The organism is Tatumella citrea (genome assembly GCF_002163585.1).
GTDB lineage: Bacteria > Pseudomonadota > Gammaproteobacteria > Enterobacterales > Enterobacteriaceae > Tatumella > Tatumella citrea.
Genome location: NZ_CP015579.1, coordinates 2,579,993 through 2,601,152 on the forward strand (window position 1 = coordinate 2,579,993; position 21,160 = coordinate 2,601,152).

Below are 21,160 nucleotides of genomic sequence, written 5' to 3' on the forward strand. Positions count from 1 at the left end.
TTTTTCTGGCTTAATCCTTTCACATCATCCAGGCATTGCACCGGCAAACAACCCTGTACTGAATATCCGTGTCCGGGTCATACACATAACCTGTGACTGACATTGAAATATCACTGGCAGGCCGTTGTTGAGGTACCAGCACAGGTTCTGCCAGTGCATCGCCAATTCTCCGGCGTGATTCTGAGTCAGCCGTGTGGCCTGAGAAATTCACTGAACTTTACGCATCCCCTCTTCCGGTAGTAGGTAAACTGAGTGAACCGGTAATTTACTGAGGGTGCCTGATATTCTTCAGCCGGTTTCGCGTTTAGTGAGAAATAACACCATGGTGCCATTGGTGACACTGCGGTTTCGCCACTGACACTCTTTGCTTCTGCATTCAAACCTGGATCAAATTTCAACCCTCGCTATAACCCTGAATACAGATGCTGTGGAAAAAATTGCAGTCCCGGTTCAGTCTGCAGGTGAACTCTGCAAACTGCGATTATCCAAAATTGAGAAATGTTAATTAATTTTGTTTATTTGTTAGTAATAATCACTTCTCGTAATATGCAGTTAAATTTTAAGTCTTCAAGAATTCCTCTGTGTTCTCTGTCTGAATACCCACGGACTTAATCCAAATTAATTACCGCACCCAGTTGAAATACTCAATATTACTGCCAGGAGAGCATTATGTTGCCTAAGTGCAAAGCTAAAATTAAAGCCGCGATCGTCGCCAGCCTGTTTTTTGTTGTTCCGCTGCATGCCGAAGCGTTAAAGCAAATCAGCCTGGACTATGCATATTATTCCCCGGAAAGTCTGGTGGTAAAAAAGAATCACTGGCTCGAAGATGAATTTAACAAAAGTCATACCCGCGTAAAGTGGGTGCTGTCACGCGGTTCTAACAACTCTCTTGAGTTTCTGAATAGTGGCGCAACTGATTTTGCCCTGACCTCAAGCATTTCAGCCTTTGTCAGCCGGGCCAACGGCCAGCCCGTGAAAGCCATTTACAGCTATCTGTGGTATGTTCCGAGTCTTATTCTGGTGCAGAAAAATTCCCCTTATAAATCATTACAGGAATTAAAAGGGAAAAAAATCGCAGCCACAAAAGGGACAGATCCTTACTTCTTTTTGTTACGAGCTCTCAGTAGCAGCCACATTGATGTTAACGATGTCAATATCGTTCATCTTCAGCATCCTGAAGGTCGGGCAGCTCTGGAGCAGGGTCGGGTGGATGCCTGGGCAGGACTGGATCCATTTATGGCGGCGGGACAGTTAGCTGGCGACAAAATCCTTTATGAAAATAACAGCTTTGGTGTTGCTGCTTTTTTAAATACCCGCGAAAATTTTCTACATGATCATCCTGAAGCCGTCTCTGAGGTCATTAAGGCTTATGATCGGGCACGTCGCTGGATAATTGCGAATCCACAGCAAGCGATTAAACTGATTGCCGCCGAAACACAATTGCCGGAGCCCGTGATTAGCCTGCAGCTCAGTCGCTACGATTTAACCAAGCCCATCCCGGGTCAGGCCGCTTTGGATGCGATTAAACCCGTCATCCCGCTGCTGCTTTCAGACAACATCTTACGTCACGGTGCCAATACAGATAATACGCTGAAAACGCTGATAGATAGTTCTCTGGCCACACCAGTCGTTGAGGCCAGATAATATGACTGACCACTCCGGAAACACTATTGTTGGACAGGCAACCAGTAACCCGACTTCACGAACTGACCGCAAACCTGGACCACTGCACTCTGCCCTGAGAAAAGGCCGTGGTTTCATACTACCGGTACTGGGTATTTTGTTGCTGGAAGGAGTGGTACGTGTGGGTTTAATTCCTGACTACGTGATGCCCCCGCCCAGTGAATTAGTCTTCAGTTTTATCGATCTTGCCCACGGACCTTTATGGAACGATATTGCCGCCAGCCTGCTTCGGGTCCTGGCCGGATTTATCATTGGAACAGCGCTGGCAGTGATCGTGGGGTCAGTCGTCGGATTAAGCCGCAATGCGGAAGCCTGGCTTGATCCAACCTTTCAGGCACTGCGTTCGGTACCCAGTCTGGCATGGGTACCCTTACTGTTAATCTGGATTGGTATTGATGAAAGCTCAAAAGTGACTTTAATCTCAATAGGCGCTTTTTTCCCGATGTATCTCAATCTGGTTGCCGGTATCAGGAACGTTGATCGTAAGCTGGTTGAAGTGGGTACGCTGTATCAATACTCCAGGGTACGTATGGTGGCAAAAATTATTCTTCCCGCGGCTTTACCTTCATTGCTAACCGGTCTGCGGAGCGGGCTTTCAATGGCGTGGCTGTGTGTTGTTGCCGCCGAACTGCTGGCGGCGACCAATGGTATTGGTTACATGCTGACAGATGGCAGAGAAACTTCACGCCCTGACCTGGTGCTGGTTGCCATTATTACCCTGGCTGTGATGGGAAAGATTAGCGACAGTTTGCTAAAGCATCTGGAACAGAAAGCCCTTTACTGGCGCGACAGTTTTAACGGAGATGTGCAATAAAATGCCTCAACTGATTTCACTGAACAATATTGTTAAACGCTACGATCAACGAGTCATTCTCAACGATATCACTATCTCACTTCAGGAAGGGGAAGTCCTGAGTCTGATAGGCGCCAGTGGTTGCGGGAAAAGTACTTTGCTACGTATTGCCGCCGGACTGGATAAATCCTTTCGCGGCTCCGTACATTTTACTCCCGTGCATCATGGTTCTCGTGGGCCGGGAACTGTTGGCGTTGTCTTTCAGGAACCGCGTCTGATGCCGTGGTTAAGTGTAGAAGCCAATATTGGCTTTCGCGATGGAAGTCATGATAAGGCCTGGATAGCTCAGCTTATTCGTGACGTAGGGCTGGAGGGTCTGGAAAAATCCTTACCTAAACAACTGTCAGGCGGTCAGGCTCAGCGGGTCGCGATTGCCCGTGGCCTTTATAGCAAACCTTCCGTTCTGTTGATGGACGAGCCATTTAGTGCGGTGGATGCTTTTACCCGAATGCACCTGCAGGATTTAATAGCCACACTCTCTTTGCGCTACAATATCGCGGTTATGCTGGTTACTCATGATCTGGATGAAGCCTTCTACCTGAGTGACCGGGTGATTATCCTCGGTGGTGCTCCGGCTGAAATTGTTCGGGAGTACAAGGTCACCCTGCCCGACCCGCGAGACAGAGGAAGCGATGATTTAGCTCACTTACGCGCTGACGCTCTTAAACAGCTGATAAATTTGCACGTCTGAAAAACTCATTTCGCTGCGGGAAAACATTTTAACCCTGTGTCATCTGATTTCAGGCAACCGTCAGCCTGCGGGATGGCGACTCCCGTGATCACTGGAAAGTATGTCAAAACATTACAAAGTTCAGCTAACCGATCGCTTTTTGCTGGTTTGGGATCTGCTGCACAATGACAGTGTGTTCACTTTTGCAGCATTTTTTCCCTGATCAGTACGGTGCTGCACCTGTGGCGGGCATCGGATAGCAGATAACCTTCCCCCCACTTCAATCAATAAATAATTATTATCGCTATAGCGCCATATCCGCAGCAGATTACTGTTTTTATTCACTGTTGCTTATACCAGAGTGTACTGAAACAGTGCATCCACAATACAAATATTGTCTACACAACATTTTTCAACGCTCTGAGCCCACACTGCGTGCCCGGATATTCAGCAGATTATTCTGGAATGATAAACCATTGCAGACAATACCATTCTTGCTGTTTTTAACTCTTCTGCGGCTTTCCCTTTCAGGAAAGTAAGCTTTCCATATTAGGGATTTGATCTCCGCCCCCACTCCGTAAATTAAATTTTGTTAGCTGTTCCGGTTATCTGACGAAAATTAATCAGGAGAAAGCACATGTTGTTTGATGAGAAGTCTCTGGCCAATATTCCACTGCGTCCGGCCAATCTGGCAGCCCCGTCCCCGTTGACACACTGGCCGGAGAGTAATAAAGCAGCAATGTTTCTGTCGTTTGATGTTGATGCAGAAACCGCATGGACCAGTAAAGATCCTTCCCATGCTGATCGTTTAGTCACCATGTCCTACGGTGGATATGAAGACCGCGTCGGGGTGCCAAAATTACTCAGTCTGCTACGTGATCTTAAACTCACTGCAACTTTCTTTATTCCTGGCTGGGTGGCTGATGTCTATCCCGGGATGGTGGAAAATATTGCTGCCGACGGCCACGAAATTGGTCACCACGGTTATCACCACTTGTTACCAGACCCTGGTGCTGACTATTTTGATGCCGAAATCACCAAAGGCTTTGAGAGCCTTGCAAGGCTGGGAATTACTCCTATTGGTTATCGCGCACCTTTTGGAGAAAACTGCTTTGAGCTTTTGCAAGTGTTACAGAAAGCCGGGATTAAATATTCAAGTTCATGGCGAGATGATGTTTTACCGTACCGCCATGTATTCCCTGATCAGACCCCCGGTATTGTTGAGCTTCCTGTGACCGCCAGCTATGACGACTGGATGCACGGTCTGTGTGCCCGTTTCAGCCCGCGAACCATTTTGCCGCGTGAGCAGGTGCTTTCATTGTGGCAGGACGAGCTGGATGAAGTTCGTGACTGGGGGGCGATGGTCACCACCGTTATCCATCCTCAGGTCAGTGGCCGGCCAATGCGTTTACGTCTGTTACGTGAGTTTATCCAGTACGCTATCGGCAAACAGGATGTCTGGATCACCAGTGGTGAGAATATTTACCAGCATTACCTGCAGAGTGAAGCCGCTAAATAATTTTCCTTTTTCTGTTTTACAGGACTCAGAATTATGCCAAAAACTGTTAATAAGATAGCGATGATAGTGGGTTCTGCCCTGATTTCTTGCTCTGCATTTGCACAGACTAAATCACTGGTGGTGGGTGGATATCCCAGTTATCCGCCGGTTGATATGCGGGACCCTGTCAGCGGAAAAGCCATGGGCTTTGATATCGACTTTATCCAGGCACTGGAAAAGCAAACCGGCGAGAAGATAACTCTGTCCGAAACTGCCTTTGAACAGTTGATACCATCGCTGAAAACCGGCCGACTGGACTTTTTCCTGAGTGCCATGAGTGACACGCCGGAGCGTCAGAAAACCATTACCTTCGTGGACTATCTCCAGTCTGGTACCCAACTGATGACACTGGCAGACGGTTCACACAGCAGTACGTCGATGTCTGATTATTGCGGCAAACGAATTGCCGCCAGCCGTTCGACAAATATTCTTGCTCAGTTAAGAAGCTGGAGTGAAAGTCACTGCCAGGCTGCAGGGAAACCGGCAATGATTCTGACTGGCGCCGAAAATAATATCGATGCGAGGATGCAGTTGAAGCAGAAACGAGTCGATGCAATGGCGCAGGATAGTCTGACCATTCCGTATATTCAGCAGTCGGAAAAAGGGACCTATGTTACCGTCGGAGAACCTATCGATTTCAGCTACATGGGTATCGGTGTCGGTAAACAGAATCTGGTGTTGCAGAAAAAACTTCAGCATGCACTGCAGGCAATGATTGATGACGGCAGCTATGCTGCGATGATTAAAAAATGGCATCTGCCTGCCAACAGCGCAGTACCTCAGGCGATGATTAACAGTCAGCCGGGGTCTTAATGACATAGCCTCCGGACCTCCGGGGGCTGTGTGTTTCAGCCTGACAGAATGTCAGTACCACAGAGAAAATTTTATGACAGAAATGAATCTTGTTTTTCCCGCCAGGGTATTGCGTGGACCCGGAGTGCTAAGCCAGTTGGGCGAAATCTGCGCTGGTCTGGGTAAACGTGCCATTATTATCGGTGGGCATCATGCATTACAGGTTGTCAGTCGCCGGGTAAAACAGCAGTTGCAGGCTGCCGGAGTCACATTACTGGCAGAAGAGTGGTTCGGCGGCGAGACTTCCGTCAGTCAGATAGATCGTCTGGCGGCTCTGGCATCAGACTTACAGGTTGATCTGATTATCGGGACTGGTGGCGGAAAATCGCTGGATACCTGTAAGGCCGTTGCCACGCAAATCAGCCTGCCGCTGGTGACCATTCCAACTATTGCTGCCACCTGTTCTGCCGTCACCCCGCTGACGATTCGCTATGATGATCTGGGTAATTTTTTTGATATTTTTCCGTTACCTCACGCACCTGATGCAGTGATTATCGACAGTGACATCCTGGCCAGTGCCCCTCCACGCTGGCTGGCCGCCGGCCTTGGCGATACTCTGGCTAAATGGTATGAGTTTCGGGCTGTCAGCCAGAGGCACCCGGCGCGGGAAGGTAATGCCCTGTCCTCTCTGGCCCACAGCAAAATTTGTTATGACCTGATCAAACAACATGGCCCTGAGGCCTATCGCAAAGTGCTGGCTGGCGAAAGCAGTCACGCACTCAATCAGGTACTGGATGCTATTTTTACCTGGGCGGGTCTGACTTCGTTGATGAGTAATGGCGCACATGCTGCCGCTTCACATGCAATTTATGAAGGCTTCACGTTTTGCGATAAAACCCGCGAATACGGACATGGTTTACTGGTCGGGTTTGGAAATCTCTGCCTGTTAGCGCTGGAAGACCGGAGTGATGAAGAGATTTTGTCAGAAATGCGTCTGGCCCGTGAGTGCGGTATACCGCTTACCCTGTCAGCAATTGCCAGTCTGGAAGCTGAAGAGCTTGAGCTGATTGTTCGTGAATCTGTGCATGCTCCGGATATGGAAAATATGTCTGAGCCGGTCACTGTTGCCCGCCTGAGCGACGCTATCCGGCGGATTGAGCTGCTGTCAGAACAAGTGTAACGTTGCTCATCCCGTCAGGTTGATATCCGGTAACAGTCTGAGTAGCTGACAATTTACCGGTATCAATCCTGAGTTTTCACTCCTCTTAAACCACGGCCGTACTATGTTTTCCTGCTTATCTACACAGGACTCTTTTCTACAAATATCTGTTGAGATAACACCGGAATTAACGACAGGGAACAGAGTTTCCCCCGGCAGTCACTCACTGCCGGGAGAGATTCATCTTCGGATTAACAGGCCAGTAACCGGGTGATTTCCTGGCAATCAGTAACATCCTCTAACCCATCACACAATACTTCCAGCGCAGCAACCTGATTTTCAGGAAGTACCCTGCTCGCCAGACTGCGGTATTTCCCGATCAGAGCTTGCTGGCTCAGTGGATTAGCCGGGGCGCCGGAAGCGATCGCAACATGATGCTGCCAGCGCTCTCCTTGCCGCGTGTCCACCCGCACCCAGGGCTCCTCATCTCGTCCCTGCTGCGGATCAATTTCAAGAACTACCCGGGCCATAAAATCTGCGGCCTCAGGTGCAAGGCGTTTCTGATCATCGTAGCCGGACAAACCTGCCGTACCGTAAAGCGCCCGCGCCGTCAGAGCATATGGCAGACTCATTTGCGCTGCCGCCAGACTTTGCAGATCGCGGGTCCCTGTCATATCCTGCAGGAACGGATTCAGACCCACGGTGATGCGTTCAATATCGCCGGGCTGCAAATCATGCTGCTGTAAAATTTCATCCAGTGCATCAATCGCAGAATGCGTACCGCGACAGGAGGCATAAGGCTTGATTGAGCAACGCGCCAACTTCCACACCTGTCCAAGGTCGGCCACCAGCGCTTCCGGCTGCTGCGTTTCCGCCGCCATAGTTTGCAGAAAGCCCCCCCAGAGAGGTTCAAAAATTGCCGCCGGCCCGCTCACTCCACGCTGTGCGAGCAATGCTGCCTGTACACCGCCTTCAGCCGCCCGTGCCGCATGTAATTTTTTGGTCTGAGAACCGTCATGAATAAAACTCCATAACCCGCCACTGAAACTGGCGGCAATTCCCAGCGCTGAAGCACATTGTTGCGGACTCAGTTTCAGCAACGCACATGCCGCCGCCGCTGCACCAAATACCCCACAGGTGGCGGTCGAGTGCCAGCCGGCGCCATTATGGGGCGAATAACCCCCGCAGGCTTCCAGTACACGGCGACCAATGTCATAACCAATCACCATAGCCGTAATCAGTTCTTTTCCGCTCACCGGTCGGGAAACCAGCGGCAGTACCGCCAGCATCGCCGGAATCACTACCGCTCCGGAATGGTCACATCCGCCGGTATCATCCAGTTCATACATATGGGCAGCAACGCCGTTCAGCCATGCTGCCTGGCGGGGAGTAGCCTGGTACTGACTGCCCCACACCACCGCCGTTGCATGTCCCCCCTCTTCCCGGACAAGACTCAGGCATTCCCGCCACACTGGGCTATCACTGCCTGCCAGCGATGCACCCAGCGTATCCAGAAAATGGCGTTTTGCCTGCACGGTAAGAGCCCGGGGCAACTGCCCGTAATCTGTTTCTGCAATAAAACTGGCCAGTTGGTTAAGCATGAATATCCCCCGAAACACAATGGAAGACTTCGACAGGATGGTATGGGTCATTATCCGGCTGAGTTTGCCAGTGGTTTGCAATTTGCCCGGCGGTCGCAATCCACACTGAATTTTTCTTCAGTAACTGCAACAGCGAACGAACAATTCCGATACGTCCCGCAGTCCCTGTGATTTCCGGATGCAGCCGTAGCAAATAGCAAAGCCCGAAACGGTGGAAAGCCTCAAAATCCTGACTCAGGTTAGCCAGGGTTTCACCATAGGGAGCAATTCGTGATTGTCCCGGCGGAATCGCCGGACTCAGATTGAACGCAAAATAGGGTTCATCTTCCAGGGTGTAATGCATCGGTAATTCCACCAACCGGGTCCCGGGATGGAAATATGGCAGATCATCTCCACGCCAGCTTGAAGACCAGCAGATACCCAGTTCGGTCAGTGCTGATGCCAGACCAGGTTTCCACTGTCCGGCGGGAGTCCGAAACCCTTTTACTGCCTGACCGGTTATTGCAGAGAGTTTTTCACAACCGCGTTTCACGCTATCGATCTGCTGCTGCAGAGACAGCAGCGAAAAATCTTCATGCCGGTCACCACTACAGGCGATTTCATGCCCGTTGGCTACAATCTGTCTCGCCAGTTCGGGCTGTTCTTCTGCAACGATAGCCGGGAGGCACCAACTGGCCTGCACTTCGCTTTCGGCTAATAAGGCCAGTAACCGCTCAACACCACGCAGTGTGCCGTAACGCCAGACGGAAAGTGTTTTATCCCGACCCGCGACTGCCGGTGCCTGAGTAAGAATACCGTGGATATCATTAAAATCTATGCTGATAAGCGCCGCCGACTGATAACCCGACGGCCAGCGGGAAGACTCAGTCATTTTGCTGCTCCTGTAAGTACCACTGCGCCACGCTGTCACAACGCGCAAACCAGACCTCTTTGCGGGCTGTCATATGTTCAAAAAGTTGTTCCAGTAACAACAACCGCCCCGGCTGGCCGGAGATTTTCGGATGAAACAATGTAGTCAGGCATAAGCCTTCGTCCATCGCCCCGTCAAACTCCCGCTGCCAGTTGTCGCGGGTATGTGCATAGCTGGCAATTCGGTCGCCGCCTTTGGGAAAATCCGGCTGACGGGTATAGGCGAGTGAAGCGTAATCATCCATCTCCCATTTCCCGGGTATCTCTACCAGCGGTGTATGGCCGGCAACAGGAATACTGTAGGGGCGGTCATCACCCCGCATACTACTGGAATAGATAACCCCGGCTTCCCTAAGTATCGCCGGCGTTTCCGCGTGCCAGTCACCGGAAGGAGTACGAAAACCAGTCGCGGTGATCCCCAGATATTTGCTGAATACCTCCGCTGATTTCTTCATCACTTCCCGTTGCTTTTCCGGCGGTATTGACCAGAAAGATTCATGACGGTAACCGTGATAAGCAACCTCATGCCCTTGTTCAACAATGGCCTGACACTGCCGCGGCCACTGTTCTACGACCCAGCCCGGCACAAAGAAAGTGGCTGGCAACTGAAATTCCCGCAACAGATCCAGTATCCGCCCCAGCGCGCGAAACGGCCCGTAGGCACCGAAACTAAAATATTCCGGCGTTGACCACAGGCTGCCGTTCAGCATTGCGTCACCGGTTGGGCCGTCGAGATCAAAGGCTAAGGCCATACATCCGGTTTTGCCCCCCGGCCAGCGCAATGCAGCTGCATTTTGCATAACCTCTCCTTAGCCCTGATTCAGGGTCGCTTTTGCGACTCCATTGTCAGACAGTCCCCATTTGGTCAGGATTTTCTGATAAGAACCGTCGGCAATCATGGCATCAAGGGCTTGTTGTACCGCGCTGGTCAGCACCGTGGCATCTTTACCAATCGCCATACCGGTAAACTGAGTAGAGAATGCTTTACCTACCGGTTTAAACGTCCCTTTCTCGAGGTTCATGATGTATGGCAGAGTCTCGCTGCCCTGTAATGCTGCGTCCAGCCGGTGCTGGCGTAACTGGGTACGGGCATCTGCAGTTCCCTCAGCCCCGACCACCACAATATCGGGCTTACCGGCAGGTTCACAATTCGCCTTACTCCAGCCGGCAATTTCCTGAGGGAAGGTAGTCCGACGGCTGGTTCCCACCCGTTTACCACACAGATCCAGCATATTCTTAATGTCACTGCGGGAAGACAAGGTGTAGAACTGCGGACCGCTGGAGAAGTAATCGATAAAGTTGACCACCTTCTGGCGCTCTTTGGTATCGGTCATCCCCGACATCACCATATCCACCCGTTTAGTCACTACAGCATTGACCATCTCTTCAAAACCAACTTCCTGCCAGTTGATTTTCACCCCCAGCTTCTTGCCGATCGCCATCCCCAGATCGTAATCCACCCCGGTCAGCTGATTGGTCGCCGGATCTTTAAAATCCATCGGTGGATAGTTCGGCATAATCGCTACAGTCAGGCCTTTATCTTTAATGGCTTGTGGCAACGATATATCGGCCCATGCGCTGGTTTGCAGCAATGCGGATACACATACTGCGCTCAGTAATAATTTTTTCATCTCATCACCTCAAATCAGTCAAAGCAGGATCGCGTTAAGAAAGTTTTTCATTCGGTCATTTTGTGGATTGAGCAGGATGTCTTCCGGCATTCCCTGTTCGATAATCCGGCCCTCATCCATAAACACCACGTTACTGGCTACCTCACGGGCAAAACCCATTTCATGAGTGACCACCAGCATGGTGGTTCCTTCTTTGGCTAACTGGCGCATCACCGCCAGCACTTCGCCGACCATTTCCGGGTCAAGCGCGGATGTAGGTTCATCAAACAGCATCAGCTTAGGTTTCATCGCCAGTGCGCGGGCGATGGCTACACGCTGTTGCTGTCCGCCGGATAATGACTGTGGGTAGGCATCAGCTTTATGTGCCAGGCCCACCCGATCCAGTAATGCCATCGCCTCTTCTGTCGCTTCGCGTTTTGGACGCTGCAGTACCTGGCACGGACCTTCGATGATATTTTCGATCGCGGTTTTATGCGGAAACAGATTAAAACGCTGGAAAACCATGCCGGTTTGCAGCCGTTGCCGCGCAATCTGGTTATCACTCAGGGGATGAAGTTTATTTCCGGAAATACGGTAACCAGCCAGTTCGTTATCTACCCAGATTCCGCCCTGATCGACTTTCTCCAGCTGATTGATACAACGAAGGAAAGTACTTTTTCCTGAACCTGAAGGGCCAAGGATGCACATCACTTCACCGTAATTAACTTCCAGGCTGACATCTTTAAGCGCATGAAACTGACCAAAATATTTATTCACCCTGACGGCACGGACAATGTTTCTCATCATTGGCTCCTTAGTTACGACGACGATGGCCGCGAGAGAAGTAACGCTCCAGCCAGCTCTGACCAAACGACAACACTGTCACCATGATCAGGTACCAGATACCGGCCACAAACAGCAGCTCCATGACTCTGGCATTGGCAAAGTAGATGTTTTGCGTGTTGTACAGCAGCTCTGAATACTGAATCATGCTGGCAAGACTGGTGGTCTTGATCATGTTGATAAATTCATTACCCACCGGTGGTAAAATGACCCGCATCGCCTGAGGCAGAATAATTCTGCGCAATGCCTGGATACGTGGCATGCCGATAGCTTTAGCCGCTTCATATTGCCCGGTATCTACAGACAACAGGCCGCCACGTACCACTTCGGAGGTATAAGCCCCCTGGTTAATACTCAGGCCTAACAGGGCTGCCAGAAACGGAGTCATAACGCTGACGGTCTGAACACTAAATACCCCCGGAATGCTCAGCGTGGGAAATACCAGTGCCAGGTTAAACCACAGCAACAATTGCAGAATCAGTGGGGTTCCACGGAAGATCCAGGCATACCCCACCGCCAGGTAGTGCAGCACCGGGTTGGGTGACATATACATCACGGCGGTAACCACGCCGAACAAAACGCCCAGAGCCATGGCCAACACCGACATCGTCAGCGTGTTCACGACACCACTCAGAATGGCTTTGGCAGTAAAAAACTGCCCGACAAAAGACCATTCGATATTGCCGTGAGCAAAAGCGTTGACCAGCATTGCCAGCAACAGCAGAATCACCACTGACGCGGTAATGCGGCCAAAATAACGCTGAGGGACGACCTGGTAGCGCTCCAGATCGTAATGCTGCTGGCTTCTGTTGATATCCTGCATGGTCGGTGTTGTTTGTGACATATCGCGCTCCTTAAATTCGCGGACCGGTATACTCATCAGCCCATTGCTGTTGCGCCTGCATTACGGTTTGCAGTTTTGCCAGTTGCTCACGCACACGCTCAGGAGCCGTTCCGCCATAGCCGTTACGTGCAGCCAGTGCCGATTCAAGAGTCAGGGCTGAGCGAACCTCAGAAGTCAGACGCGGATCAACAGACTGCAACTGCGCATCGCTAAGATCAGAAAGGCCACACCCTGCCTGTTCGCAAAGCTGGACTAACTGTCCGGTAATTTCATGAGCTTCACGGAAAGGAACCCCTCGCATCGCCAGCCAGTCAGCCACTTCTGTCGCCAGGGTAAAGCCATCCGGGGCCTGATCACGCATCACTTCGGTATTGATTTTCAGTGTCGCAACCATTCCCGCCATAGCCGGTAACACCATTTGCAGCGTATCTACCGCATCAATAACGTTACGTTTGTCATCGCTAAGGTCGCGATTGTAGGAAAGCGGCATGGCTTTCATGGTGGTCAGCAGTGCCGTCAGATTGCCCACCAGACGGCCGGAACGCCCGCGGGTAAGTTCTGCAATGTCCGGATTTTTTTTCTGCGGCATAATTGAGCTGCCGGTCGCATAGCTATCATGCAGATCAACCCAGCGAAACTGACGGGAAGCCCACAGACAGACCTCTTCGCATAACCGCGATAAATTAATGCCAATCATGCTGGTAACGAACAGGAATTCAGCGGCAAAATCGCGGCTGGAAACAGCATCGATCGAGTTTTCACAGGCACTGAGATAGCCAAGTTCTGCGGCAGCCAGTTCAGGGGTACGTGCAATGGCAGATCCGGCTAATGCCGCTGCGCCAAGTGGGCTGCGTGCCGACCGGCGATCCCAGTCCTGCATACGTTCAATATCACGGGAAAAAGACTGTGCATGTGCCAGTAACTGATGACCAAACACAATGGGCTGAGCCTGTTGCAGATGAGTAAAGCCAGGAGCAATGGTTTCACTGTGTTGTGCGGCCAGTTCTGTCAGTGAACGTTGTAATTCAAGCAATGAACTGACAACTTTACGGCCGTTATCCCGCAGATACAGGCGTAAATCATTTACCGTCTGGTCGTTACGGGAACGTCCGGCCCGCAATTTTCCACCTAACGGCCCCAGGCGTTCAGTCAGTGCACGCTCCACGAAGGTATGTACATCCTCATCGGCGGCTATCGGATGCAACTGACCAGCGCGAAATTCGTTATCCAGCGCATCAAGGGTTTCAAGCATCTGGCTGAGTTCCTGCTCACTGAGCAGCTTTCCACGAAACAATTCTCCGGCGTGTGCACGACATCCTGCGAAGTCATAGGGAGCCAGCGCAAAGTAATACTCAGGGCTACGGGATAAGGCGGTTAAGCTGGCTGCCGGGGCAGCTTTAAAACGGGCTCCCCATAACAATTCGGATTTATCAGACATGTAACTCCCTTCATTTTAAAATGCGTAGAAATAAGAAAAACATTTAGATGATTCCGTAGAAATCATGAAAACTTATTACCTGTAAAACTGGATAAATTATTTAATTTCAGGTTCACTATACTTCTACCTAATTAACCGGGGAGTTAAATAACAAATATGGAAAGTAAGGTTTCTCATTCCGGAAACAACAATAAAAACCCAATTGAAAATGCTGGTTTTGTCCTCAGCAATGTTGACCTTAAATTATTACGGGTATTTAAATACGTGGTAGAGTTTGGGGGATTCACTGCCGCCAGCAGAGAGCTAAACACTGGTCTGGCGGCCATCAGCAAACAGGTATCTGACCTGGAAATTCGCTTAGGTATGACTCTCTGCACCCGCGGGCGGGAAGGGTTTGAGCTGACTCAGCACGGGGTAAATGTTTATCAGGCAACTCTGGAGTTATTCACCTCTCTGAGCTTATTCCGTGAGCGTGTACATAATACCCGTAAGGAATTGCTGGGAGATATTACCATTTGTATCGTTGATAATACTATTTCTGATCCACACTCTCCTGTCACCACCGCAGTGCAATACCTGCACCATAATGCACCAAAAGTTAAAATCCGCCTGCAGACTGCCTCGATTGATAATATTGAACGGGGAATTATTGAAGGGCGATTAAATTGTGGTATTGGTCCGGTATATGAAATAAAAGACGAGTTTGATTATTATCCCCTTTATACAGAAACATCAAAAATATATTGTTCTTCCAGCCACCCTGTTTATTCAGAAAGTAATGACGGAATTATATCTGATAAAAAGTTACGCGAACAAAAATTAATAAATCATCTGTATATTAAAACCCAGGATATGCGCCGTCTGGTACCTTCCCAGGAAAGCGGCATACAGGCGGTTCAGGTAGAATCCGTGGCTATCCTGATCCTGACTGGCTGCTTTATCGGATATTTACCAGATCATTACGCCACCCCTTATGTAGAGCGTGGGCAGCTTTGTGAACTGGGAGATGAGTCTTTTCATACAGAAGATATATTTTATCTGATCATTAAAAAAGGCAGACAAATAAATCCTATCATCCGGTTATTTATGACCGCGCTGGGAATTGAGGAAACTTCCGCCGCCTGAAGCCTTTAGGCACTTTCTCTGCCGGTTTGCACCATTGCAGAGCCTTCGACAAAATAGCGAACTGTAACAACCGGTGGTCAGCACAGATCCGGGTAAACGGTGAGCTCAACAATCTCTGGTCGTAACCACTTAAGCCGGCACTGTCAGAAAAAGAACCACACGGCTTACAAACCGGTACCTGACCAACCTTAACAGTCGGTTATCTGGCCGGAATGGACGTTTCTGCCCTGCCGTCAGGAGAACCAGAAAAGCTATCGGCTGCTTCAGCAGAAATCTGGTGCTAGCCTGCATGTGCATCCAACGGATTTTCCAGGAATGCAATAACAACTTCTGCTTTACCGGTAAGGTGATCTTTGAGTATTTTTGCCAGCCGTTCCCCGTCACGTTGGCGCAGAGCAGACATCATCTGTTCATGTTCAACCACCGCCCTCTCCCAGTCTGCGGGTTTCTTCCTGGCCACATAACGCACTGCATGGGTACGGGCACTCAGATGCTGATATAACAGGGTGAGTTGTGCGTTCCCTGCAATACCGAACAAGGTGTTGTGAATCCTCTGATTGCGCTCTGCATAACCTGCTGCGTCCCGTGCCTGGTAACATTGAATCATCTCATCGTGCAACAACTGCATGGAATCAATTTGCAGGTCAGTTATCTGCTTGCAGGCCAGCTCAGCTGCCAGGGCTTCCAGCGCACCGATTACCGGAAACAGTTCTCTGACATCCTCAACAGACGTTACTGCGACTCTGGCACCACGATGCGGAGCCAGAGTGATCAATCCTTCTCTGCTCAGTACTTTCAGTGCTTCACGCAGCGGTGTGCGGGATACCGAAAAACGCTCACATAACGCGTGCTCATCAATTTTCGCACCAGGCTCCAGCTCCAGATTCAGGATCATATGTCTCAGTTGCTGAGCAACCTCTGCATGCAGGCTGGTTCCCGGTGTCAAAAACGGTTTTTTGTCTGTCATCTGCGCATCCTTCTTCGGCAAAATCGCTCCCCTGAATGACTCTGCGCCAGGCCCCGGGGCATTGCAAGTCAAAAGCAGCAACACAGCAAGCCGCCCGGCGTCTTTTTAAGCAATTTGTTGCATTTTCACCAGCTATGTTTGATCTATGTTAAAAAACCACAGTAAGCCGCTGGCTATTTATCCCCTCTTCGACCAGGCTAATTATAATTCAAAATGTAAAAATGAATTCATAATTAACTTTGGAGCGGCAATGTCAGATAAACCTTCCCATTCCAGGCGTGATTTCCTGCTGAAATCACTCACTCTGATCCCTGCGGTTTCCGTAGGAGGTGCTATTACCAGCGGTATCGCAGGACCGGGCAATGCTCAGGCGGCCGAAACCTCTGCTACAGCCGCGACAGCGCAGACTCCCTATTCCCCCGTATTTTTCAAACCTGACGAGTGGGCATTTGTGAAAGCAGCCTGCGCCCGGCTGATACCTGCCGATGATATGGGGCCTGGCGCGTTGGAGGCCGGGGTGCCTGAATTTCTCGATCGTCACCTGCAGACCCCTTATGCCAACGGTTCTGTCTGGTATACCCAGGGGCCATTTGTTGAGGCAGGACCGGAATTTGGCTATCAGGGTCGTAAAACGCTGAGTGAGATCATTCGTTCAGGGATCCGTGGTGTTATCGGCTGGACGCAGAGCAATAAACAGCAGACGTTCGATGCCCTGACCCATGCAGAACAGGAAGAAATATTGGTGGCATTGGAAAAAGGCAAGATCCATCTGGAAGAGATGGATGCCAAAACCTTCTTCGACTACTTCCTGGGTGAAGTGCGCAATGGCTTCTTTGCTGATCCTTCCTACGGAGGCAACAAAGGGATGGTCGGCTGGAAGCTGATCGGCTTCCCGGGCATGCGTGCCGATTACATAGATTTCATTACCGTCCGCGATAAACCTTATCCGCTCGGACCGGTAGATTTGGCAGGGAACAGGGGTTAACAATGGCTATTGTAAAAAATAAGACCGATGTAGTGATCGTGGGGATGGGTTGGACCGGTGCCATTATGGCGAAAGAGATGACAGATGCCGGGCTTTCGGTAGTCGCTCTCGAACGCGGAGCTGATCGGGATACGGAACCAGATTTTGCTTATCCTGGAGTCGTAGACGAATTACAGGGTTCGGTGCACCGCCGCTATCTGCAAAGCCTGCACCAGGAAACGGTTACTGTGCGTCATAACACGGGTTCTGTGGCGGTTCCTTACCGTCAGATGGGCTCATTTAAGCCTGGCACCGGAGTGGGAGGCGCCGGCAGCCACTGGTCAGGATGCCATTTTCGTCCGCTGCCTGAAGATTTACGCCTGCGTAGTAACCTGGAGGAACGTTACGGCAAATCTTTTATTCCGTCAGATATGACTATCGACGATTTTCCGGTCAGCTACGATGAACTGGAACCGCATCTCGATATGTTTGAAAAGGTTTGTGGTACCTCAGGCAAGGCCGGAGTGATCCGTGGAGTTGTTCAGGCGGGAGGAAATCCGTTCGAAGGCTCGCGTAGCGGAGAGTATCCACTGGGCCCTAACCCCAACTATCTGGGTGCCGAGTGGTTTTATAAAGCCGCCAGGGAAAAGGGCTATCACCCCTATCCTATCCCGGCCTCCAATGCCGCCGGCCCTTACATTAACCCTTATGGCTGTCAGATGGGCCCCTGTAATGCCTGTGGTTTTTGCAGTGATTACGGTTGTCTTAATTATTCAAAAGCGAGTCCGAACATCTGTATTATGCCGGTTTTGCGTCAGCGTAAAAATTTTGAATTACGCACCCATGCTCAGGTTCTGAAAGTAAATCTGAGCAGCGACGGCAAAAAAGCTACCGGAGTAACCTATCTGGACAGTAATGGTCAGGAAACCGAACAACCGGCTGACCTGGTGCTGTTATGCGCCTTCTCACTCTATAACGTCCATCTGATGCTGCTGTCACAAATTGGCAAGCCTTACGACCCTGTCAGTAATGAAGGAACCGTAGGCCGCAACTACTCCTACCAGAACCTTAACCGCGTGATGATGTTCTATGATCAAAGCGTACAGGCCAACGGCTTTATTGGAATCGGTGGTTCCGGAACCACAATGGATGATCTGAACGGCAATCAGCTGGACAATGCGCAGGCCGGGTTTGTCGGCGGCGGAATCATCTGGGCAAGGCAGCCAGGCAATGGTCCGGTGCGCGGCGTTGCTGTGCCAAAAGGTACCCCGGGTTGGGGATCGGCCTGGAAAAAAGCAGTTTCAGAAAGCTTCCGTCATTCGTTCTATTACGAAGTCCAGGGAGCCTGCATGTCTTATCAGCAAAACTATCTGAGCCTGGACCCTACCTGGAAAGATGCTTTTGGCCGTCCTCTGTTACGGATGACTTTTGACTGGCAGCCTAACGAAGTTAAGGCTTCACAGTTTCTGGTCGGGAAAGCGGTGGATATGTGTCAGGTACTCAATCCGAAATCTATCTCCAGCGATGCCAAAAAAGACGGCGCTCATTACGATATCACCAAATATCAGAGTACCCACACCTGTGGCGGTGCGGTAATGGGCAGCGACCCGAAAAAATCGGCACTGAACCGTTATCTGCAATCCTGGGATGTGCCAAACGTGTTTGCTATCGGGGCGAATGCCTTTCCACAGAATAATGGATACAACCCTACCGGTCTGGTGGGCGGGCTGGCCTACTGGGCTGCCACCGCTATTCGTGAACAATACCTGAAAAACCCGGGCCCGTTGGTCCAGGCATAGGAGCCAGTACAGATGAAAGCTATTAAAGGAATCATCGTTGTGATACTGGTGTTGGTCATTATCCTTCTGGCCTACGCTCTGTGGCCGACCAAAACAGCATCGCTTTCGCCGTTACCTGCGGATAACTCCCCTCAGTTGGCCTCACTGGTCAGCCAGGGTCAGTATCTTGCGACTGCCGGTGACTGTGCGGCCTGCCATACTCAGCCGGGCGGTAAACCGTTGGCCGGGGGACTGCCGATTCGCAGCCCGATTGGGGTTATTTACACCACTAATATCACTCCGGATAAACAGACGGGGATAGGTAATTACTCTCTGGATGATTTTGAACGCGCAGTACGCCACGGCATTTTGCCAAATGGCGACACCTTGTATCCGGCCATGCCTTATCCGTCCTATGCAAAAATCAGCGATGATGATGTACGGGCCTTGTATGCCTGGTTTATGCATGGGGTCCAACCGGTCAGCCAGCAGAACCGTGCCAGCGACATCCCGTGGCCACTCTCGATGCGCCTGCCACTGGCGGTGTGGCGCAAGATGTTTGCGCCGGATCCGGCTAACACCGGTTTTACAGCAGATAAATACCAGAGCGCCAGCCTGGCTCGCGGCGCTTATCTGGTTCAGGGCCTTGGCCATTGCGGTACCTGCCATACTCCTCGCGCCGGCACCTTGCAGGAAAAAGCGCTGGATGATTCCGGACAGCAGTATCTTGCGGGTGGTCAGGTGATTGACGGCTGGCTGGCGGTAAATCTGCGCGGTGATAAAGCCGACGGTCTGGGTAACTGGACAGAACAGGATATTATCGACACCCTGCGCACCGGGCATAACGTCAGCCATACTGTGGTGGGGCAGCCAATGGCAGAGGTTGTGGCTAAAAGCACCAGTCATATGAGTGATGCCGATTTGGCGGCCATTGCCGCATATATCAAATCACTGCCTGCAGGCCAGGGTTCAAAAGCATCGTACACGGAATCATCACAAACAGCAGACATGCTGGCCCGTGGTGAAAACCCTACCCCGGGTGCGCAGTTGTATGTAGATAACTGTTCTGCCTGTCATCAGACCAGCGGTAAAGGTGTTCAGCATATCTTCCCTGCGATGGCCGATAACCCGACAATACTGGCCGACAATCCGGTGTCGGTGATTCATCTGATTCTTGACGGTAGCCGCCTGCCAGCCACACCTCAGTCCCCGTCAGCACTGGCAATGCCTGGCTTCGGCTGGCGTTTGTCAGATAAACAGGTCGCCGATTTAAGTAACTTTATTCGCAACAGTTGGGGTAATAAAGCGACAGAAGTGACCGAACAGCAGGTGAAACAGGTCCGGGCAGATTATCCGCCGAAAGGCGAGAATAAGGATCCGTAAAGGTAATACCGGTGCACAGTCGGTCAGACAATGGCAACTGTGCACCTTTTTTATCTTCAGGTTCACGCCCGCAACTTTTACTGGCGGAAAGTCTGCAACAAATGGTCTCTCACACGGGCTACCGCCGGATCCCTCACTCCCCGTTTATCCCACACCACACAAAGATTATTGGCCGGAGCTTTATCCGGCGACGTCAGTGCGACCAACCTGCCCTCCTGTAACTCCTGCTGGCAGTGGTAATCAGGTAGAACACTCCAGCCATGGCCGGAAATTATCATCTGTTTAATGGTGCGCATATCGGGCACGGTGAAGGTGGCTTTGAGCTCCGGTGATTGCTGAAATAAAGCAACCCAGGCCTGGCGAATCAACGGCAAATCCTCATCGTAGGCAATCAACGGCACTCTCATAAGTGACTGACTATTAAGGCTGTCCAGTCTGTCAGCAACTGCCGGGGAACATACCAGTAACATACGTTCAGTCAGCAGATGGGCATAACTAAACTGATGCTCATCAGGAACCGAGGCAGTGACAGCCAGATCGATGCTGCAGGACTCCAGCAGTTGGTAAATAACTGTTTTATTGCCGGTCTGCAGACGAAAAAAGTTATCGCCATTCATCAGACGGGTAAGAGAGTCAGCCAGCCGGTAATAAATAAAATCGGCCGGTCCGGCAATATGCACCGTGCTGCTACTGCTTTGTCCGGGCCGGTAACTGGCCAGTTTACTTTCCAGACTGTCCAGCTGTGGCGCAACTGAACGGGCCAGTTCATCTGCAGCTGCTGTGGCAGCCACACCTCTTGCTTGTCGTTCAAACAACGGCTTACCGACAAACATCTCCAGTGCCTGAAGATGCAGCGATGCTGTTGGCTGAGTGATCCCCAGGCTGGCAGCAGCCTGGGATATTGAACCACGGCGATAAACTTCAAGAAAGGTGCGTAAATGGGTTAAATGACTCATGCCACAGACATCTCGTTCAACTGACGG

The 21,160-nt window shown here is 50.9% G+C and carries 19 protein-coding genes; 10 read left to right on the plus strand and 9 right to left on the minus strand.

The window, feature by feature from the left end; genetic code table 11:
• Window positions 1–669: 669 nt before the first annotated feature.
• The 6 genes from A7K98_RS12295 (at window position 670) to A7K98_RS12320 (ending at window position 6,736) form a co-directional block, all read left to right on the plus strand.
• Window positions 670–1,644 carry an aliphatic sulfonate ABC transporter substrate-binding protein gene (locus tag A7K98_RS12295; RefSeq protein ID WP_087488826.1) on the plus strand — a complete coding sequence of 325 codons (975 nt, stop codon included), beginning with the start codon at window positions 670–672 and terminating at the stop codon, window positions 1,642–1,644.
• A gap of 1 nt (window position 1,645) precedes the next feature.
• The gene (locus tag A7K98_RS12300) at window positions 1,646–2,497 is read left to right on the plus strand and encodes an ABC transporter permease (RefSeq protein ID WP_087488827.1); all 852 of its coding nucleotides are present in this window, start codon (window positions 1,646–1,648) and stop codon (window positions 2,495–2,497) included.
• 1 nt (window position 2,498) lies between these two features.
• Complete coding sequence (locus A7K98_RS12305; protein WP_087488828.1) at window positions 2,499–3,227, plus strand: ABC transporter ATP-binding protein; 729 nt, start codon at window positions 2,499–2,501, stop codon at window positions 3,225–3,227.
• Between the two features lie 616 nt (window positions 3,228–3,843).
• On the plus strand, window positions 3,844–4,725 hold the full coding sequence (locus tag A7K98_RS12310) for a polysaccharide deacetylase family protein (protein WP_087488829.1): 882 nt from the start codon (window positions 3,844–3,846) through the stop codon (window positions 4,723–4,725).
• A 33-nt stretch (window positions 4,726–4,758) separates the two neighbouring features.
• Window positions 4,759–5,577, plus strand: coding sequence for an ABC transporter substrate-binding protein (locus A7K98_RS12315; protein WP_087488830.1), 819 nt, complete (start codon window positions 4,759–4,761; stop codon window positions 5,575–5,577).
• A gap of 73 nt (window positions 5,578–5,650) precedes the next feature.
• Window positions 5,651–6,736: an iron-containing alcohol dehydrogenase family protein gene (locus A7K98_RS12320; protein WP_087488831.1), complete on the plus strand. Its 1,086-nt coding sequence runs from the start codon at window positions 5,651–5,653 to the stop codon at window positions 6,734–6,736.
• Window positions 6,737–6,966: 230 nt separating this feature from the next.
• Here A7K98_RS12320 and A7K98_RS12325 read toward each other — a convergent pair whose 3' ends face one another.
• From A7K98_RS12325 to argH, 7 genes are read right to left on the minus strand one after another with little or no spacing between them, the layout of a single operon-like run.
• Window positions 6,967–8,316: an MmgE/PrpD family protein gene (locus A7K98_RS12325; protein ID WP_087488832.1), complete on the minus strand. Its 1,350-nt coding sequence runs from the start codon at window positions 8,314–8,316 to the stop codon at window positions 6,967–6,969.
• Complete coding sequence (locus tag A7K98_RS12330) at window positions 8,309–9,187, minus strand: polysaccharide deacetylase family protein (protein ID WP_087488833.1); 879 nt, start codon at window positions 9,185–9,187, stop codon at window positions 8,309–8,311. Before A7K98_RS12330 ends, A7K98_RS12325 begins: the two co-directional genes overlap by 8 nt.
• Entirely contained in the window at window positions 9,180–10,025 is an 846-nt protein-coding gene (locus A7K98_RS12335; protein ID WP_087488834.1) for a polysaccharide deacetylase family protein, read from the minus strand. Before A7K98_RS12335 ends, A7K98_RS12330 begins: the two co-directional genes overlap by 8 nt.
• A 9-nt stretch (window positions 10,026–10,034) precedes the next feature.
• On the minus strand, window positions 10,035–10,856 hold the full coding sequence (locus tag A7K98_RS12340; protein WP_087488835.1) for an ABC transporter substrate-binding protein: 822 nt from the start codon (window positions 10,854–10,856) through the stop codon (window positions 10,035–10,037).
• Window positions 10,857–10,874: 18 nt separating this feature from the next.
• Entirely contained in the window at window positions 10,875–11,639 is a 765-nt protein-coding gene (locus tag A7K98_RS12345) for an amino acid ABC transporter ATP-binding protein (RefSeq protein ID WP_087488836.1), read from the minus strand.
• 10 nt (window positions 11,640–11,649) lie between these two features.
• Window positions 11,650–12,522: an amino acid ABC transporter permease gene (locus tag A7K98_RS12350; RefSeq protein ID WP_157665947.1), complete on the minus strand. Its 873-nt coding sequence runs from the start codon at window positions 12,520–12,522 to the stop codon at window positions 11,650–11,652.
• 10 nt (window positions 12,523–12,532) lie between these two features.
• The gene (gene argH / locus A7K98_RS12355) at window positions 12,533–13,960 is read right to left on the minus strand and encodes an argininosuccinate lyase (RefSeq protein WP_087488837.1); all 1,428 of its coding nucleotides are present in this window, start codon (window positions 13,958–13,960) and stop codon (window positions 12,533–12,535) included.
• A 156-nt stretch (window positions 13,961–14,116) separates the two neighbouring features.
• Here argH and A7K98_RS12360 point away from each other — a divergent pair, with 156 nt between their 5' ends.
• A complete protein-coding gene (locus A7K98_RS12360; RefSeq protein ID WP_087488838.1) occupies window positions 14,117–15,085 on the plus strand; it encodes a LysR family transcriptional regulator in 969 nt (322 codons plus the stop codon).
• 280 nt (window positions 15,086–15,365) lie between these two features.
• Here the strand turns inward: A7K98_RS12360 and A7K98_RS12365 are convergent, their stop codons facing one another.
• Entirely contained in the window at window positions 15,366–16,052 is a 687-nt protein-coding gene (locus A7K98_RS12365; protein WP_087488839.1) for a GntR family transcriptional regulator, read from the minus strand.
• A 250-nt stretch (window positions 16,053–16,302) separates the two neighbouring features.
• Between A7K98_RS12365 and A7K98_RS12370 the strand changes: the two genes are divergently transcribed.
• From A7K98_RS12370 to A7K98_RS12380, 3 genes are read left to right on the plus strand one after another with little or no spacing between them, the layout of a single operon-like run.
• Window positions 16,303–17,037: a gluconate 2-dehydrogenase subunit 3 family protein gene (locus tag A7K98_RS12370; RefSeq protein ID WP_087490490.1), complete on the plus strand. Its 735-nt coding sequence runs from the start codon at window positions 16,303–16,305 to the stop codon at window positions 17,035–17,037.
• A gap of 2 nt (window positions 17,038–17,039) precedes the next feature.
• Window positions 17,040–18,815 carry a GMC family oxidoreductase gene (locus A7K98_RS12375; protein ID WP_087488840.1) on the plus strand — a complete coding sequence of 592 codons (1,776 nt, stop codon included), beginning with the start codon at window positions 17,040–17,042 and terminating at the stop codon, window positions 18,813–18,815.
• Between the two features lie 12 nt (window positions 18,816–18,827).
• Window positions 18,828–20,177 carry a cytochrome c gene (locus tag A7K98_RS12380; RefSeq protein ID WP_087488841.1) on the plus strand — a complete coding sequence of 450 codons (1,350 nt, stop codon included), beginning with the start codon at window positions 18,828–18,830 and terminating at the stop codon, window positions 20,175–20,177.
• Window positions 20,178–20,254: 77 nt separating this feature from the next.
• Here A7K98_RS12380 and A7K98_RS12385 read toward each other — a convergent pair whose 3' ends face one another.
• Window positions 20,255–21,133 carry a LysR family transcriptional regulator gene (locus A7K98_RS12385; RefSeq protein WP_087488842.1) on the minus strand — a complete coding sequence of 293 codons (879 nt, stop codon included), beginning with the start codon at window positions 21,131–21,133 and terminating at the stop codon, window positions 20,255–20,257.
• Window positions 21,134–21,160 lie beyond the last annotated feature (27 nt).